Origin of the sequence: Solibacillus sp., assembly GCF_040273735.1 — a bacterium.
Lineage (GTDB): Bacteria > Bacillota > Bacilli > Bacillales_A > Planococcaceae > Solibacillus.
Genome location: NZ_JBELZM010000001.1, coordinates 154,802 through 170,644 on the forward strand (window position 1 = coordinate 154,802; position 15,843 = coordinate 170,644).

A 15,843-nucleotide genomic window follows, 5' to 3' on the forward strand; every position below is an offset into this window, starting at 1 on the left:
GGTGACAAATATGGATGTTTTATTCCGCAGTGTTCGTGAGTTAGTGGAGTTGGCCGAAAGAGAAGGAAAGCTTATTTCCGAATTGATGATCGAGCAGGAAATGTTAATTACAGGTCGCTCGCGTGAAGAGATTTTTACACAGATGGACCGCAATTTAACGATTATGGAAGAAGCGGTGGAGCGCGGCTTAAAAGGTGTACAGTCCGTAACGGGTTTAACTGGTGGCGATGCTGTACTCATTCAAAATTATATTAAAAAAGGCAATACATTAGCCGGAGACCTTTTACTTGATGCTGTCAGCAAAGCTGTTGCAACAAATGAAGTGAATGCGGCAATGGGTACAATTTGTGCGACTCCGACTGCAGGTTCAGCGGGAGTAGTTCCGGGGACATTATTTGCAGTTCAGAATAAATTAAATCCGACACGTGAACAAATGATTCGCTATTTATTCACTTCGGGAGCATTTGGATTTATCGTTGCGAACAATGCTTCGATTTCAGGTGCAGAAGGCGGCTGTCAGGCAGAAGTCGGCAGTGCATCGGCAATGGCGGCGGCAGCGATTGTAGAAATGGCTGGCGGAACAGCGCAGCAAAGTTCGGAAGCATTTGCCATCACGCTGAAAAATATGCTCGGATTAGTATGTGATCCGGTTGCAGGCTTAGTGGAAGTACCTTGTGTTAAACGTAATGCAATGGGTGCATCCAACTCATTGGTCGCAGCGGATATGGCATTGGCAGGTGTGACAAGCCGCATTCCGTGTGATGAGGTAATCGGCGCAATGTACCGAATCGGTCAGGCAATGAGCCCGAACTTGAAAGAAACAGCTCGGGGCGGTTTAGCCGCAACACCAACAGGCAAAGCCATCACCCATGCAATCTTTGAAGGCGGAGACCTGAAAAGCCTACTGAAATCGCGTGTAGGAAGTAACTAACTATTAGTTTTGAAACTGATAAAATTTAATATAGAAATCAGATAACTAAAAAATGAGCACAAATTTTGTGTTCTTTTTTTAGTTTACGAGAGAACATATGCACCCATTTTATGATATTGTTAAACTAAATAACCTTGTAAAGGAAGTGTCGACAATGATTCATGAGCCAGTTTCACAATTAAAGGGAATCGGAAAAGAAACAGCCGAAAATTTAATGAAAATTGGCATCGAGACAATCCATGACTTGATTTGGACATTTCCATACCGCCATGAAGATTTTCGATTAAAAGATTTAACTGAAACACCGCATAATGAGCGTGTGACGATTGAAGCACGTGTCGAAAGTGAACCGACCGTATTATTTTTAGGGAAAAATAAATCCCGACTACAATTTACGGCTCTTGCAGGAAGACATTTAATTAAAGTTGTGTTTTTCAATCAAAATTATTTGCGGCAAAAAATTTCAGCTGGCGGTATCATTACTGTTACTGGTAAATGGGATCGCGGACGTCAAGTTATTGTCGGATCGTCTGTGACATTCGGACCGAAAACAGAACAAGTCGATTTTGAGCCTGTTTATAGTTTAAAGGGGAATATTCAGCAAAAGCGCTTCCGTAAATATATGCGCCAGGCGTTGGATACCGTGAAGGATCAACTGCCTGAAACATTGCCGAATTATCTGCGTGAAAGCTATCAGTTAGTTAACATTCAAGAAGCACTTGAAGGAGTACATTTTCCGCAAAATGCAGACCATGCAAAACAGGCGCGACGCCGCTTCGTATACGAGGAATTACTGCAGTTCCAGCTGCGTATTCAAGCATTGAGAAAAGCGAATAAGGAAAATGAAAAAGGGATTTCCGTTCGCTTTGATTTGGAAAAATTAAAGGAATTCATTGCGACTCTGCCGTATGAGTTAACAGGTGCCCAAAAGCGGGTTGTCAATGAAATTTGCAAGGATTTACTGCTGCCGCAACGTATGAACCGGCTACTTCAGGGGGATGTTGGTTCTGGGAAGACGGTTGTAGCGGCAATCGGCCTATATGCAGCTGTAACGGCTGGGTATCAAGGGGCTTTAATGGCACCGACCGAAATTTTAGCAGAACAGCATGCGGAAAACTTGCATATGTGGTTTGATCCAATTGGCGTCAAGATAGCTTTATTATCGGGCTCCACAAAAACAAAGGCGCGCCGTGAATTATTGGTACAGCTCGCAGCAGGAGAAATCGATATTCTTATTGGGACACATGCACTCATTCAGCCGGATGTTGAATTCAAGAAGCTAGGATTTGTCATCACGGATGAACAGCATCGTTTTGGTGTAGAACAACGTCGTGTACTGCGTGAAAAAGGCGAAAATCCGGATGTACTGTTCATGACCGCAACACCTATTCCGCGTACATTAGCCATTACAGCTTTTGGTGAGATGGATGTTTCGATTATTGATGAGTTGCCTGCAGGAAGGAAAGAGATTGAAACACATTGGCTGAAAAAAGAACAGCTGAACAGTGTGCTGATGCGCATGACCCAAGAACTTGAAGCAGGTCGCCAAGCGTATGTCATTGCTCCGTTAATCGAAGAGTCCGATAAACTGGATGTGCAAAATGCAGTGGAAGCTTATGAACAATTGAAGGCGTATTTCGGCACCCGTTTTGAAATCGGCCTGATGCATGGTCGACTGCATTCGGATGAAAAAGATGCGGTCATGCGAGCATTTAGTGACGGGGAAATTCATGTACTTGTATCGACAACTGTTGTCGAAGTTGGGGTAAACGTACCAAACGCGACATTCATGACAATTTATGATGCCGAGCGTTTTGGTTTGGCGCAGCTTCACCAGCTGCGTGGACGTGTTGGTCGTGGAGAACATCAATCCTATTGTGTGCTGATTGCCGATCCGAAAACAGATGAAGGAAAAGAACGTATGATGAGTATGACCGAAACGAATGACGGATTCCGCCTAGCTGAAAAAGATTTGGAGCTGCGAGGATCAGGGGATTTCTTCGGGAAACGACAAAGCGGGTTGCCGGAATTTAAATTGGCCGACCTTGTCCATGATTACCGGGCACTTGAAACGGCAAGACAGGATGCCGAGAAAATGCTCTATGATGAAGCATTCTGGCAAGATCAGGAATATGAATTTTTACGAGAAGATTTAACGGCTTCTGGAGTTATGCAAGGAGAACGAATCGATTAAACGGTTAGAACCTGTAATTGGTGGAAAACTATTCAGGTTACTTAAAAATGCTGAAAAGAGGTTATAAGATGGGAAACATGTATCCGTATTTCGTTTTAAATGGACGAGCAAAAGAGGCAGTGGTGTTATATGCAGAACTGTTTAATGCCAAAAGTGTAACGATATCAACATTTGGAGAATTACCGCCAAATCCTGAGCACCCTATTCCGCCAGAAGCAAAAGATTTGGTCATGAATGCACAAATTGAACTGGAGGAAGGTCAAATGATGTTTTCCGATACGTATCCGGGCTCTCCCCAAGTGACGGTAGGGGACAATATCAGCATTGCCTATACGTCAAAAGACGAGCAGGAAATCCGATTTATTTACGATGGTTTAAAAGAAGGCGGAAAGATCGTAATGGAGTTACAGGAGACCTTTTGGAGCAAGTGCTATGGACAAGTAACAGATAAGTTTGGGGTGCTGTGGCAGCTAAGCCTGGAGGCATAAGATTTTGGAACGCAACAAAAAGTTGTTGCGTTCTTTTTTTTATACATGTATATTGATATTAGTACCAAGTGCTAATACTAATCTTTTAGAAAATTAAAGGTAGGTAACAAATACGATGAAGCGTTCCAAAAAAGAGCGACAGTCGTTATTGACTGAACAGATCGCAGAAAATCCTTTCGTGACAGATGAACAATTAGCAGCTGAATTTAATGTGAGCGTTCAAACAATCCGATTGGATCGCATGGAACTCGCTATTCCGGAATTGCGTGAACGTATAAAAGATGTTGCTGCTAAAAAATATGATGAAGTAAAATCGTTGCCACTTGATGAAGTCATCGGTGAAATTATTGATATAGAGCTGGATAATCGGGCAATTTCAATATTTGATGTTGGAGAAGAGCATGTTTTCCAGCGCAATGGCATAGCGCGCGGTCACCATTTATTTGCACAGGCCAATTCTTTGGCGGTTGCAGTAATTGATGATGAGCTCGCCCTTACTGTAAAATCAAATGTAGCTTTCGTAAAACCGGTACGAGCAGGAAATCGTGTCGTAACGAAGGCGGTTGTAAAAGGGAAAAACCCTGATAAAAACCGTACATTTATCGAAGTGACTTCTTCTGTTGAAAATGAAATAGTTTTCAAGGGAGAGTTTGAAATGTATCGGATGAAAGGTGAAGAAACAACATGAAAATAGCAGTAGATGGTATGGGTGGAGATAACGCACCAAAGGCAATTATTGAAGGTGTCTTCATGGCACTTGAAGATTTTCCGGAATTAACGATTGATTTATATGGCGATGAACAAAAAATGGCACCCTACTTAAAAAATCATGATCGCCTAACGGTTGTTCATTGTAGTGAAGTTGTAGAGGCAGAGGATGATCCTGCACGCGCAGTACGCCGCAAAAAGGATTCTTCAATGGCTCGTATGCTGGATGCGGTTGCTGAAGGAAAGGCGGACGCTTGTTTATCGGCAGGAAATACTGGTGCTTTAATGGCAGGCGGACTTTTCAAAGTAGGTCGTATTGATGGGGTAGCACGTCCTGCATTAGCAACAACATTACCGACAATGAATGGTGATGGCTTCCTTATGCTTGATTTAGGGGCAAATGCAGATGCAAAACCTGAAAACTTATTACAGTACGCAATTATGGGTGATATTTATGTGAAGCAAGTACGCGGTCAAAAAGCACCTCGTATTGGTTTATTAAATATCGGAACTGAAGATAAAAAAGGTAATGAATTAACTAAAGCGTCATTCACATTGATGAAAGAAGCGGATTTTAACTTTGAAGGCAATGTGGAAGCACGCGAATTACTGAATGGTGTCGCTGATGTTGTCGTAACGGATGGGTTTACAGGCAATATGGTGCTGAAAACAATTGAAGGTACGGCAGGTACGGTTTTCAAAATGCTGAAGGATGCGTTATTTGCTACAACAAAGACAAAAATTGCAGCCGCATTAGTAAAAAATGACTTGAGACAGTTAAAAGATAAAATGGATTATACAGAATATGGTGGAGCGGCTTTGTTCGGCCTGAAAGCACCTGTTATTAAAGCGCATGGTTCTTCGAATGCACGTGCGATATACAGTGCAATACGCCAAGCGACAATTATGGTAGAGCATAAAGTATGCGAAACAATTACCAAAAAAATTGAGCAATTGCCAAAGCCAGAATAAGCTTTTTCACAAAGGGGATTATCAAATGACTAAAATTGCTTTTATTTTTCCAGGACAAGGTTCACAAACTGTAGGGATGGGTGCGGAGTTTGTTGCGAATGATGAAGTAAGCAAACAGTATTATGAACGAGCAAACGAAGTGTTGAACCTTCCATTGTCGGACTATATGTTGAATGGTCCACAAGAAACATTAACACTGACATACCATGCTCAGCCAGCTTTATTGACATCAGGGGTGATGATCGCAAATAAGCTGATTGCAGCTGGTATTGCGCCGCAATATACTGCGGGACATTCATTAGGAGAATACAGTGCATTTGTCATTTCAGGAGTAATTGATTTTGAAGATGCAGTTCAAACGGTTCATAGACGGGGTGTATTTATGGACGAGGCAGTACCTGCAGGTCAAGGAGCAATGGCAGCTATATTGGCGTTAGACGGAGAAACACTAGACGCCATTTGCCAACAAGTATCCGCTGAAGGAGAAGTCGTTCAAGTTGCGAACTTCAACTGTCCGGGCCAAATTGTGATTTCAGGGACGAAACAGGGTGTTGACGAAGCATGTAAAAGAGCGAAGGAAGCAGGAGCGAAACGAGCTTTACCTTTAGTCGTAAGCGGTCCTTTCCATAGTTCATTAATGCAGAAAGCGGCACATAATTTAAAAGATACGGTAGCAAATTTACCATTACAGGAACCAAAAATTCCGGTAGTGAGCAATGTGACTTCAGAGCTTTTAACAACGGTTGAAGCGATTAAAGAAGAAATGGTAGCCCAAGTAACAAGCTCTGTACAATGGCAGCAAAACATTGAAAAGCTTATTGCTGAAGGGGTAACGGTCTTTATCGAATGCGGACCTGGAAAAGTATTATCAGGCTTAGTGAAAAAAATCGACCGCAATGTACAAACATACTGTGTGTATGATGAGGCGAGTTTGACACAAGTTGTTGAGGCATCAAAGGAGTGGAAACAATGGGTTTAACAGGGAAATGTGCAGTCGTAACAGGGGCATCTCGTGGCATTGGTCGCGCGATCGCATTACAATTGGCAAGTGAAGGTGCAAAAGTTGTTGTCAATTATAGTGGGAGCGAGCAAAAAGCACAGGAAGTCGTAGAAGAAATTAAAGCAAACGGCGGCGAAGCAATTGCCGTACAGGCGAATGTGGCAGATGCAGATTCTGTACAGAATTTGATGAAATCAGCGCTTGATACGTACGGTTCAATTGATATTTTAGTGAACAATGCGGGCATCACGCGCGACAATCTACTAATGCGTATGAAAGATGACGAATGGGATGATGTCATCAATACGAATTTAAAAGGTGTTTTCCTTTGTACAAAAGCTGTAACGCGTCAAATGATGAAACAGCGTGCAGGACGCATTATTAATATTTCTTCAATCGTCGGGGTAGCCGGGAATGCCGGTCAGGCAAACTACGTAGCAGCAAAAGCGGGTGTAATCGGTCTGACGAAAACAACTGCGCAGGAACTTGCATCACGTAATATATTAGTCAATGCCATTGCACCAGGTTTTATTACAACGGAAATGACAGAAGGCTTACCTGAAGATTTGAAAGAAGGTATGCTTAAACAAATTCCATTGGCAAAACTTGGTCAACCGGAAGATATCGCAAAAGCTGTCGTATTTTTCGCATCAGACAGCGCCAACTACATTACAGGTCAAACCCTCCAAATAGACGGCGGCATGGTAATGGCTTAATATGTTTGAAATATAAGCAATCTAGTTGATTAGAGTTGTGGGGCAAGTGTACCAAAAACGTAAATCAACAGGATTGGTATTCTTGAGGGGAGGTGACTGATTTGTCTACAGTATTTGAGCGTGTTTCAAAAGTAGTCGTTGACCGTTTAGGCGTTGACGAAAGCGAAGTGAAATTAGAAGCATCATTCCGTGAGGATTTAGGTGCAGATTCATTAGATGTTGTTGAGTTAGTAATGGAACTTGAAGATGAGTTCGATATGGAAATTTCTGATGAAGATGCAGAAAAAATTGCAACAGTTGGTAATGCAATTTCATACATCGAAAGCAAAATCAGCTAATTCATTTATAAAACATAGGGCTGTACGAAGTCACAACGACTTTTGTACAGCCTTTTTTGCGTCTGAAAATTGCGTTAAATAGCAGTTTCTAGTTGACTGAACAAATAAAACGAAATTTGATAGGAATTTGACTGATACCCTTTGCACAATGCTATAGAACAAGGTAAACTAAACGATAGAAACTAGAAGGAAGGCAGAAAGTACATGACCTATAGAAAAAAAGGGAACAACCAGAAACCCGGTGTACTCCCTGAAAAAGTAAAATCACAATTTCAAGTTTTAGAAAACGAAATGAGCATTCATTTCCAGAATAAAGATTTATTATATCAAGCATTTACACATTCATCTTATGTGAATGAGCATCGCCGCAAATTATTTACGGATAACGAGCGATTAGAATTTTTAGGGGACGCTGTATTAGAGTTATCTGTATCAAAATATTTATTTGAAAAATTTCCGAATATGAGCGAAGGGGAACTTACGAAATTACGTGCATCAATCGTTTGTGAGCCATCACTGGTTGTTTTTGCGAATGAACTGAACTTCGGACAATTTGTTTTATTAGGTAAAGGTGAAGAATTAACAGGTGGTCGCGAACGTCCGGCATTGCTTGCTGACGTATTTGAATCATTTGTAGGAGCCCTTTATTTGGATCAAGGTTTAGAAGTAGTTGTCGCATTTTTAGAACGTGTCGTATTCCCTAAAGTTGAAGTCGGTGCTTTTTCGCATGTGATGGATTTTAAAAGTCAATTACAAGAAATTATTCAACAAACAAATAACGGCCTTTTAAATTATGAAATTGTTGATGAAAAAGGTCCAGCACATAATAGAACATTCGTTTCACGCGTAATGTTAAACAGCCAGGAGTTAGGTATTGGCCGTGGAAAATCAAAGAAAGAGGCTGAGCAGCAAGCAGCACAAAGTGCCATGCTGATGCTTAAGCAGTCAAAGCAAGAGGAGGAATAACATGTTCCTTAAAAGACTCGAAGTAGTAGGCTTTAAATCATTTGCCGAACGTATCGGGATTGATTTTGTACCTGGTGTTACAGCAGTTGTAGGACCAAATGGTAGTGGGAAAAGTAATGTTACAGATGCAATCCGGTGGGTTTTAGGAGAGCAGTCTGCCAAAAGTCTGCGTGGAGCCAAAATGGAAGACGTTATTTTTGCAGGAAGTGAATCAAGAAGAGCACTGAACTTTGCGGAAGTTACACTCGTTTTAGATAATACAGATGAACTAGTAGCAATACCTTATACAGAGGTAAGTGTGACAAGACGTGTTTATCGCTCAGGCGAAAGTGAATATTTACTGAATAACCAGCAATGTCGACTGAAAGATATTACAGACTTGTTTATGGATTCGGGGCTTGGGAAAGAAGCCTTTTCTATTATTTCACAAGGGCGAGTTGATGAAATTCTAAACAGCCGTCCAGATGACCGCCGCAGTATTTTTGAAGAGGCTGCAGGTGTTTTAAAATATAAGCAGCGCAAGAAAAAAGCGGAGCATAAGCTTGTAGAAACAGATGAAAATCTAAATCGGGTTCTCGATATTCTGCATGAAATCGATCAGCGTCTGGAACCACTGAAAATTCAGGCATCCAGTGCGAAAGATTATGTGAGAATGACCGAAGAACTGAAAGATTTTGATATAGCATTAATGGTTCATGATATCCGTGCAAACGGGAAAGTGTTGCAAGGCTATACTGAAGAGCAGCGAAAATTAACAGCAACCGAAAAAGAACATGCAATTGAGATTGCGGCAGTTGAACAACAATTGCGCAAAATGCGTACGGAGTTAAAAGCGATTGACGAAGTGCTGGACAGTTCTCAAGAACAGCTTGTCGAGGCGAGTGCGGAAGTAGAGCGATGGGAAGGCCGTAAAGCGCTATTTAACGAAAAACGTTCAAATGCCGAAAAACAAATTCAGCAACTACGTGAAAGCTTAACGGAAGCTTCCAATACGGTAAAAGATCTGCAAGAGGCTGAACGGGAAAAACGCGGTCAGTTTACGGAAAAGCAAAAAATCGTTACCGAAATCCGTTCGACGCTAAAGCAGGTCGAGCAAGCTTTAACACGTTCTGCTTCGGAAATCGAACAAGAAATTGAAGATGCGAAAAATACGTACATTAATTTACTGAACGAAGAAGCGACAGTAAAAAATGAATTAAAGCATATCGATCAGCAACTTTCGCAGGAACAGGCATCTGTTGAGCGAATGACAGGTCGTTCATCTGAAATTCAAAAAGAACTGACTGAAGCACTCATTGCAAAAGAAGTGACAGAACATGCACTTGAACAGGCGGAACTGTCTGTTAAAGAGCAACTTAGTCATTTTGATGTAATGCAGCTTCAGTTAAAATCAGCGACTGCCGATTTAGATGAAAAGCAAGCATTATTGTATAAAGCTTATCAGCATCATCAGCAATTAAAGGCACGTAAAGAGACGTTGGCTGAACTTGAGGCTGATTTCTCAGGCTTCTTCCACGGTGTTAAGGAAGTCCTTTTAGCACGGGATCGTAAAGAACTGCAAGGGATCGAAGGTGCAGTAGCAGAGCTGATTCAAGTCGAGGCGAAATACTCGCAGGCAATTGAAACAGCATTAGGTGCAGCTTCACAGCATATTGTGACTGAAAATGAACAACATGCCCAAAAAGCAATTGGCTGGTTGAAACAAAAACGTGCAGGCCGTGCAACATTTTTACCGAAAACAGTAATGCGTTCACGAAAAATTCATGCACAGCAATTAAGTGATATTCAATCACATCCTGCTTATGTTGCATTGGCATATGAACTAGTAAATTATGCACAAGAAAATACGACAATTATTGAAAACCTTTTAGGTAATGTATTAGTTGCATCTTCTTTGGAAGGTGCAAGTCAAATTGCCCGTTTATGCGGATTTAAATACCGCGTTGTTACCCTCGAAGGGGATATCGTGAATGCTGGTGGTTCTTTAACTGGTGGTGCCGTAAAGCAGCAAAGTTCATTGTTCTCGCGTAAAGCGGAACTCGACAAACTCGTAACGACGCTGGGAGAAATGGAGTCAACAATCCATTCTGCCGAGCAAACGGTAGCGACGAAGAAAGAACAGATTGCTTCATTACGACACTCATTGGAAGAGATGAAGCTGCAAGGTGAATCATTGCGTGAGCAAGAGCAAATTCACCGTGCGAAGCTAATGGAACTCGATATGATTGTGAAGAACTTACAGACGACGGTAACGATTACACAGTCGGAGCAAACTTCATTATCGACACGTAAAGAGTCATTGAACGAACAGCAGTTAGCTGCACAATCTCGACTAACTGAATTAAGTAAAGAATTACAGGAAATTCAGCAAACGGTTGATGAACTGACACTTGCTAAGGCACAGAGTGAAACACAAAAAGATGTGTTGCGTGAACAATTAGCCCAACAACGATCTGAGCTTGCCGTTGCCCAAGAGCAATTGACACAAGTACAGGCATCGATTGCAGGAATTGAACTGAATTTGTCTAAAGCACAGGCAAATGTCGAAAAAATTTCCCGGGAAATCGACTGGGTAGAATCTGAAGATGGCTTAAATGGGCCATCCGCAGAAGAATTAGCCCAAACAATTGTCGAATGGACGGAGAAAAAAGACGTACTGACAGAAATTATTCAAAAGAACCGTACATTGCGTTCTACTTTGCATGAGCAAGTTACGGAAAATGAAATTCACCTGCAGGAAATACAGCGAGTACACAAAAGCTATGTTGATGCATTACGTGCACTCGAGCTGAAATGCAGCCGAATAGAATTTGAAATGAATAGTTTGCAAGAGCAGTTACTTGAGCAATATGAATTAGATGTTTTATCTGCTCAAGAAGAAGCAATCAGCATTGAAGACGAAGAACAAGTTCGACGGAAAGTGAAGCTGTTGAAGCAATCGATCGAAGAACTTGGTCCAGTCAATTTAACTTCGATTGAAGAATATGAGCGTGTTCAGGAACGCTATACATTTTTAAGTGAACAACGAGAAGATTTAGTTGCTGCAAAAGATACGCTGCACAAAGCAATCGGCGAGATGGATGAAGAAATGACAGAACGCTTCAGTGAAACATTTAAGCAGATCCGCAAGCAATTCGTCATTTCGTTCAGAGAGCTGTTTGGTGGCGGTACGGCTGACCTGGTGCTGTTGGATCCTAATAATATGTTAGAGACGGGCATTGAAATTATTGCCCAGCCGCCAGGGAAAAAACTGCAAAGCTTAAGTCTGCTTTCTGGCGGAGAACGTGCATTAACGGCTATTGCTTTATTGTTTGCGATTTTAAATACACGACCTGTACCATTCTGTATTTTGGATGAGGTTGAAGCAGCATTGGATGAATCGAATGTTGTGCGTTATAGTGAATATTTACGTAAATTTAGTGAGCATACTCAATTCATCGTCATTACGCACCGTAAAGGCACGATGGAAGGGGCAGATGTTCTGTACGGAATTACAATGCAAGAGTCGGGTGTATCGAAACTTGTATCGGTAAAACTGGAAGAACATGCTGAATTAGTAGCGCAAGGGAGTGGCGGAAAATGAGTTTTTTTAAGCGACTGAAAGAAAAACTGGCAGGTGGCAGTGAACAAAAAGAACAGCAAGAACAGCATGAACAGCAAGAACAACAGGTGGATTTGTTACCGCTTGACGAACAGGTACAGGAAGAAAATCAATTAATCGAAACGGTAGAGGAAGAAATTTCCGAAACTCAACAAACTGTTGAAAAAGAGCAGGAAGAAACAGTTGAGCAGCCGGCAATTGAAGAAGTTCATCCTGTGGAAGAAGAGGATTCTAATCAGTCGGACAATGAAGTAGAGGAGCAACCTCAAAAGCAGTCTGCCTGGTCGATTACCCAGAAGTTTAAAGCGGGGTTGGAAAAAACACGTAATTCTTTCACTTCTAAAGTAAACGATTTAGTTGCACGTTATCGTAAAGTGGATGAAGATTTCTTTGAAGAGCTGGAAGATGTACTGCTGCAAGCGGATGTCGGCTTTGAAACAGTGATGGAATTAATGGATAAATTACGTTTTGAAGTACAGCGTCAAAACATTAAAGATACAAACGGAATTCAGGCGATCATTTCCGAGAAGCTTGTTGAAATTTATGAATCTGGTGAAGACAATTTAACAGAATTAAATATTCAGCAGAGCGGCGATTTAACGGTTATTTTATTTGTTGGTGTTAATGGTGTCGGAAAGACAACGACAATCGGTAAATTGGCTCACCGTTTAAAATCGGAAGGTAAATCTGTGATGCTGGCAGCTGGAGATACATTCCGTGCCGGTGCCATTGAGCAGCTGCAAGTATGGGGAGACCGTGTCGGTGTAGAAGTTATCGCGCAATCAGAAGGTTCCGACCCTGCGGCAGTAATGTATGATGCCATTCGTGCAGCGAAAAAACGCGGTGTCGATATTTTAATTTGTGATACAGCCGGCCGTCTGCAAAACAAAGTCAATTTAATGAACGAACTTGAAAAAGTGCACCGTGTAATTTCTCGTGAAATTCCGGATGCACCACATGAAGTATTGCTTGCATTGGATGCGACAACAGGTCAAAATGCGCTTGTTCAGGCTCAAATGTTCAAAGAGGCAACAAGTGTAACAGGTATCGTTTTAACAAAACTGGATGGTACAGCAAAAGGCGGTATCGTATTGGCTATTCGCAATAAACTGCACATTCCTGTAAAGTTTGTAGGACTTGGTGAAAAAATGGACGATTTGCAGCCGTTCGATGCAGAACGTTATGTATATGGTTTGTTTGCCGAAGGACTGGAAAAAGAACTGGAAAAAGCAGAAGATTAACGATTACTTTCGCTTTGTAATTATATTCAAAAAGCAATTCGTATAATTTATACGGATTGCTTTTTATAATGGAAAGAAAAGGTTATCCATACGGACAAGGGGATTGCCTTGACAGTAACTGCCTACAAGATTATGATAAGATAGACAAATTATGATTGGAGAGATAAAAATGCTACTTGAAAAAACAACACGCATGAACTTTCTCTTCGACTTTTATCAAGCGTTATTAACTGATAAACAGCGCAGCTATATGGAACTGTATTACTTGGACGATCACTCGTTGGGAGAAATTGCCGAAAGTTATAGTATTTCCCGCCAGGCTGTTTACGATAACATTCGCCGTACTGAGGCGATGCTTGAAGAATATGAAGAAAAACTAAATTTATTCGAAAAGTTTCAACAGCGTCAAATTGTGTTAAAACAATTGGCGGATGCGATTGAGGATGAGGCTTCTACGACAGAGGCGAAACTGGCATTGGTTGAACAACTGAAGGAATCGGATTAGGGGGCGAACGAGTTGGCTTTTGAAGGTTTAGCAGAGCGACTCCAAGGTACGATCCAAAAGATTAAAGGTAAAGGGAAAGTTACGGAACAAGACGTTAAAGAAATGATGCGTGAAGTCCGTTTTGCCTTAATCGAAGCGGACGTAAACTTAAAGGTAGTAAAAGAATTCGTTAAAAAAGTTAGTGAGCGTGCAGTCGGTGTCGACGTCATGAAATCACTAACACCTGGTCAGCAAGTCATTAAAATTGTACAGGATGAATTGAAGAATTTAATGGGTGGCGAACAAAGTCCGATTAAATTCAGCAACCGTCCTCCGACTGTCATTATGATGGTTGGTTTACAAGGTGCAGGTAAAACGACGACTACAGGTAAGTTGGCGAATGTATTACGTAAAAAATACAATAAAAAACCATTGCTTGTAGCAGCAGATATTTACCGTCCAGCCGCTGTTCAGCAATTACAGACAATAGGAAAACAGTTATCTCTGCCAGTATTCTCGCTAGGTACAGATGTTTCACCTGTTGAAATTGCACGTCAGGCAATCGAGCACGCAAAAGAAGAGCATTTGGACGTTGTATTGATCGATACAGCCGGTCGTCTTCATATTGATGAAGAGCTGATGCAGGAACTGAAAGACATTCGCGGTTTAAAAGAGCCGGACGAAGTATTTTTAGTCGTTGATGCGATGACCGGTCAAGATGCTGTAAATGTTGCACAAAGCTTTAATGAAACAGTCGGCATTACGGGCGTTGTCTTAACAAAATTAGATGGTGATACTCGTGGTGGTGCGGCACTGTCGATTCGCTCTGTTACAGAGAAACCGATTAAGTTTGTCGGTATGGGCGAAAAGATGGATGCGCTGGAACCATTCCATCCTGAGCGTATGGCTTCACGTATTTTAGGTATGGGTGATGTACTTTCTCTGATTGAAAAAGCACAGGCCAACGTAGATATGGAAAAGGCGAAAGAGCTGGAAGAAAAGTTCATGACACAGAGCTTTACGTTTGATGACTTTATCGAACAGCTTCAAGCCGTGAAGAAAATGGGACCACTTGATGAATTGTTGAAAATGATTCCAGGTGCAAACAAAATGAAGGGCCTTGACAATGTCAAAGTCGATGAAAAGCAGATGGGACGCATCGAAGCGATTATCTATTCGATGACACCCAATGAAAAGACAAACCCGGAAATCATTTCGGCGAGCCGTAAAAAGCGTATTGCTACAGGTTCAGGGACGTCAATTCAGGAAGTGAACCGCTTATTGAAGCAGTTTGAAGAAATGAAAAAAATGATGAAACAGATGACAGGCATGGCTCAAGGTAAAGGTAAAAAGAAGATGAAAATGCCTGGTTTCGATTCATTATTTAAATAAAAAATAAGGTGTTAAGAAAAAACACTTTACAAACCATCAAGACATTGCTAATATAATATCTTGTGTGAAACTTATTCGGAGGTGCTATTAAAATGGCAGTTAAAATTCGCTTAAAACGTATGGGAGCTAAAAAATCTCCTTTCTATCGTATCGTAGTTGCAGACGCTCGTTCACCACGTGACGGTCGTCAAATCGAAACAGTAGGTACTTACAACCCACTTACAGTTCCAGCTACAGTACAAATCGATGAAGAGAAAGCTCTTAAATGGTTAACTGATGGTGCAAAACCATCTGATACTGTACGTAACCTGTTCTCGGAACAAGGTATCATGGAAAAATTCCATAACGCTAAATACAGCAAATAATTCAATGATTAATTCGGAGGTGGCATTATGCAGCAGCTGATTGAAGCAATTGTGAAACCGTTAGTCGATTATCCTGAAGACGTTCGTATTGAGACGGACGAAACTTCAAATCGAGTTGTTTATAAGCTTTTTGTTCATCCAGAGGATCGAGGGAAAGTAATAGGCAAGCAAGGACGTGTTGCGAAGGCAATTCGTACGATTGTGTACTCAGCAGCGGGCGGCCACCAGAAGAAAAAGACGTATGTCGATATATTGGATTAGTAAAAGAAGGGTGGCATTTTGCTAACCCTTCTTTTTTTGTTATGATAATGTTGTTTTCCGTTACGGTAGGAGTTTATTGCGGTTGCCATAGAAGCATTGTGCATGTGCTCCTGTCGCTCCGCTTTCGTCGCAAAGTAACATTCAAATCAAAAGGCATTTGAATGTTACTTCGCCGCCTTCACTCCA

At 41.5% G+C, this 15,843-nt stretch carries 15 protein-coding genes; all 15 read left to right on the forward strand.

Annotated features, from left to right (window positions below):
* Positions 1-10: 10 nt before the first annotated feature.
* The 15 genes from sdaAA (at position 11) to ABS917_RS00840 (ending at position 15,657) form a co-directional block, all read left to right on the forward strand.
* Complete coding sequence (gene sdaAA / locus ABS917_RS00770; RefSeq protein WP_251689411.1) at positions 11-931, forward strand: L-serine ammonia-lyase, iron-sulfur-dependent, subunit alpha; 921 nt, start codon at positions 11-13, stop codon at positions 929-931.
* 154 nt (positions 932-1,085) lie between these two features.
* Complete coding sequence (gene recG / locus ABS917_RS00775; protein ID WP_350477232.1) at positions 1,086-3,125, forward strand: ATP-dependent DNA helicase RecG; 2,040 nt, start codon at positions 1,086-1,088, stop codon at positions 3,123-3,125.
* Between the two features lie 68 nt (positions 3,126-3,193).
* Complete coding sequence (locus tag ABS917_RS00780; RefSeq protein WP_350477233.1) at positions 3,194-3,613, forward strand: VOC family protein; 420 nt, start codon at positions 3,194-3,196, stop codon at positions 3,611-3,613.
* Between the two features lie 115 nt (positions 3,614-3,728).
* On the forward strand, positions 3,729-4,301 hold the full coding sequence (gene fapR, locus ABS917_RS00785) for a transcription factor FapR (RefSeq protein ID WP_350477234.1): 573 nt from the start codon (positions 3,729-3,731) through the stop codon (positions 4,299-4,301).
* A complete protein-coding gene (plsX, locus tag ABS917_RS00790) occupies positions 4,298-5,293 on the forward strand; it encodes a phosphate acyltransferase PlsX (protein WP_350477235.1) in 996 nt (331 codons plus the stop codon). The genes fapR and plsX overlap by 4 nt, the downstream gene beginning before the upstream one ends.
* A gap of 25 nt (positions 5,294-5,318) precedes the next feature.
* Positions 5,319-6,272 (forward strand): ACP S-malonyltransferase, encoded by a 954-nt coding sequence (gene fabD / locus ABS917_RS00795; RefSeq protein WP_350477236.1) that lies wholly within the window; start codon positions 5,319-5,321, stop codon positions 6,270-6,272.
* On the forward strand, positions 6,263-7,009 hold the full coding sequence (gene fabG / locus ABS917_RS00800; protein WP_079525136.1) for a 3-oxoacyl-[acyl-carrier-protein] reductase: 747 nt from the start codon (positions 6,263-6,265) through the stop codon (positions 7,007-7,009). Before fabD ends, fabG begins: the two co-directional genes overlap by 10 nt.
* Positions 7,010-7,110: 101 nt before the next feature.
* Complete coding sequence (gene acpP / locus ABS917_RS00805) at positions 7,111-7,347, forward strand: acyl carrier protein (RefSeq protein WP_008403327.1); 237 nt, start codon at positions 7,111-7,113, stop codon at positions 7,345-7,347.
* Between the two features lie 204 nt (positions 7,348-7,551).
* Positions 7,552-8,313, forward strand: coding sequence for a ribonuclease III (gene rnc / locus ABS917_RS00810; protein WP_350477237.1), 762 nt, complete (start codon positions 7,552-7,554; stop codon positions 8,311-8,313).
* Position 8,314: 1 nt separating this feature from the next.
* On the forward strand, positions 8,315-11,896 hold the full coding sequence (smc, locus tag ABS917_RS00815; RefSeq protein WP_350477238.1) for a chromosome segregation protein SMC: 3,582 nt from the start codon (positions 8,315-8,317) through the stop codon (positions 11,894-11,896).
* Positions 11,893-13,155: a signal recognition particle-docking protein FtsY gene (ftsY, locus tag ABS917_RS00820; RefSeq protein WP_350477239.1), complete on the forward strand. Its 1,263-nt coding sequence runs from the start codon at positions 11,893-11,895 to the stop codon at positions 13,153-13,155. The genes smc and ftsY overlap by 4 nt, the downstream gene beginning before the upstream one ends.
* A 169-nt stretch (positions 13,156-13,324) precedes the next feature.
* Complete coding sequence (locus ABS917_RS00825; protein WP_350477240.1) at positions 13,325-13,660, forward strand: putative DNA-binding protein; 336 nt, start codon at positions 13,325-13,327, stop codon at positions 13,658-13,660.
* A gap of 12 nt (positions 13,661-13,672) precedes the next feature.
* Positions 13,673-15,031 carry a signal recognition particle protein gene (gene ffh, locus ABS917_RS00830; RefSeq protein WP_251689376.1) on the forward strand — a complete coding sequence of 453 codons (1,359 nt, stop codon included), beginning with the start codon at positions 13,673-13,675 and terminating at the stop codon, positions 15,029-15,031.
* A 92-nt stretch (positions 15,032-15,123) separates the two neighbouring features.
* A complete protein-coding gene (rpsP, locus tag ABS917_RS00835; RefSeq protein ID WP_008403312.1) occupies positions 15,124-15,396 on the forward strand; it encodes a 30S ribosomal protein S16 in 273 nt (90 codons plus the stop codon).
* Positions 15,397-15,423: 27 nt separating this feature from the next.
* Entirely contained in the window at positions 15,424-15,657 is a 234-nt protein-coding gene (locus ABS917_RS00840; RefSeq protein WP_008403311.1) for a KH domain-containing protein, read from the forward strand.
* The last annotated feature ends 186 nt before the right edge of the window (positions 15,658-15,843 follow it).

Excerpts from the sequence above, each read along its gene's own strand:
- sdaAA (WP_251689411.1), top strand. The coding sequence starts at position 11 with ATGGATGTTTTATTCCGCAGTGTTCGTGAGTTAGTGGAGTTGGCCGAA.
- recG (WP_350477232.1), top strand. The coding sequence starts at position 1,086 with ATGATTCATGAGCCAGTTTCACAATTAAAGGGAATCGGAAAAGAAACA.
- ABS917_RS00780 (WP_350477233.1), top strand. The coding sequence starts at position 3,194 with ATGGGAAACATGTATCCGTATTTCGTTTTAAATGGACGAGCAAAAGAG.
- fapR (WP_350477234.1), top strand. The coding sequence starts at position 3,729 with ATGAAGCGTTCCAAAAAAGAGCGACAGTCGTTATTGACTGAACAGATC.
- plsX (WP_350477235.1), top strand. The coding sequence starts at position 4,298 with ATGAAAATAGCAGTAGATGGTATGGGTGGAGATAACGCACCAAAGGCA.
- fabD (WP_350477236.1), top strand. The coding sequence starts at position 5,319 with ATGACTAAAATTGCTTTTATTTTTCCAGGACAAGGTTCACAAACTGTA.
- fabG (WP_079525136.1), top strand. The coding sequence starts at position 6,263 with ATGGGTTTAACAGGGAAATGTGCAGTCGTAACAGGGGCATCTCGTGGC.
- rnc (WP_350477237.1), top strand. The coding sequence starts at position 7,552 with ATGACCTATAGAAAAAAAGGGAACAACCAGAAACCCGGTGTACTCCCT.
- smc (WP_350477238.1), top strand. The coding sequence starts at position 8,315 with ATGTTCCTTAAAAGACTCGAAGTAGTAGGCTTTAAATCATTTGCCGAA.
- ftsY (WP_350477239.1), top strand. The coding sequence starts at position 11,893 with ATGAGTTTTTTTAAGCGACTGAAAGAAAAACTGGCAGGTGGCAGTGAA.
- ABS917_RS00825 (WP_350477240.1), top strand. The coding sequence starts at position 13,325 with ATGCTACTTGAAAAAACAACACGCATGAACTTTCTCTTCGACTTTTAT.
- rpsP (WP_008403312.1), top strand. The coding sequence starts at position 15,124 with ATGGCAGTTAAAATTCGCTTAAAACGTATGGGAGCTAAAAAATCTCCT.
- ABS917_RS00840 (WP_008403311.1), top strand. The coding sequence starts at position 15,424 with ATGCAGCAGCTGATTGAAGCAATTGTGAAACCGTTAGTCGATTATCCT.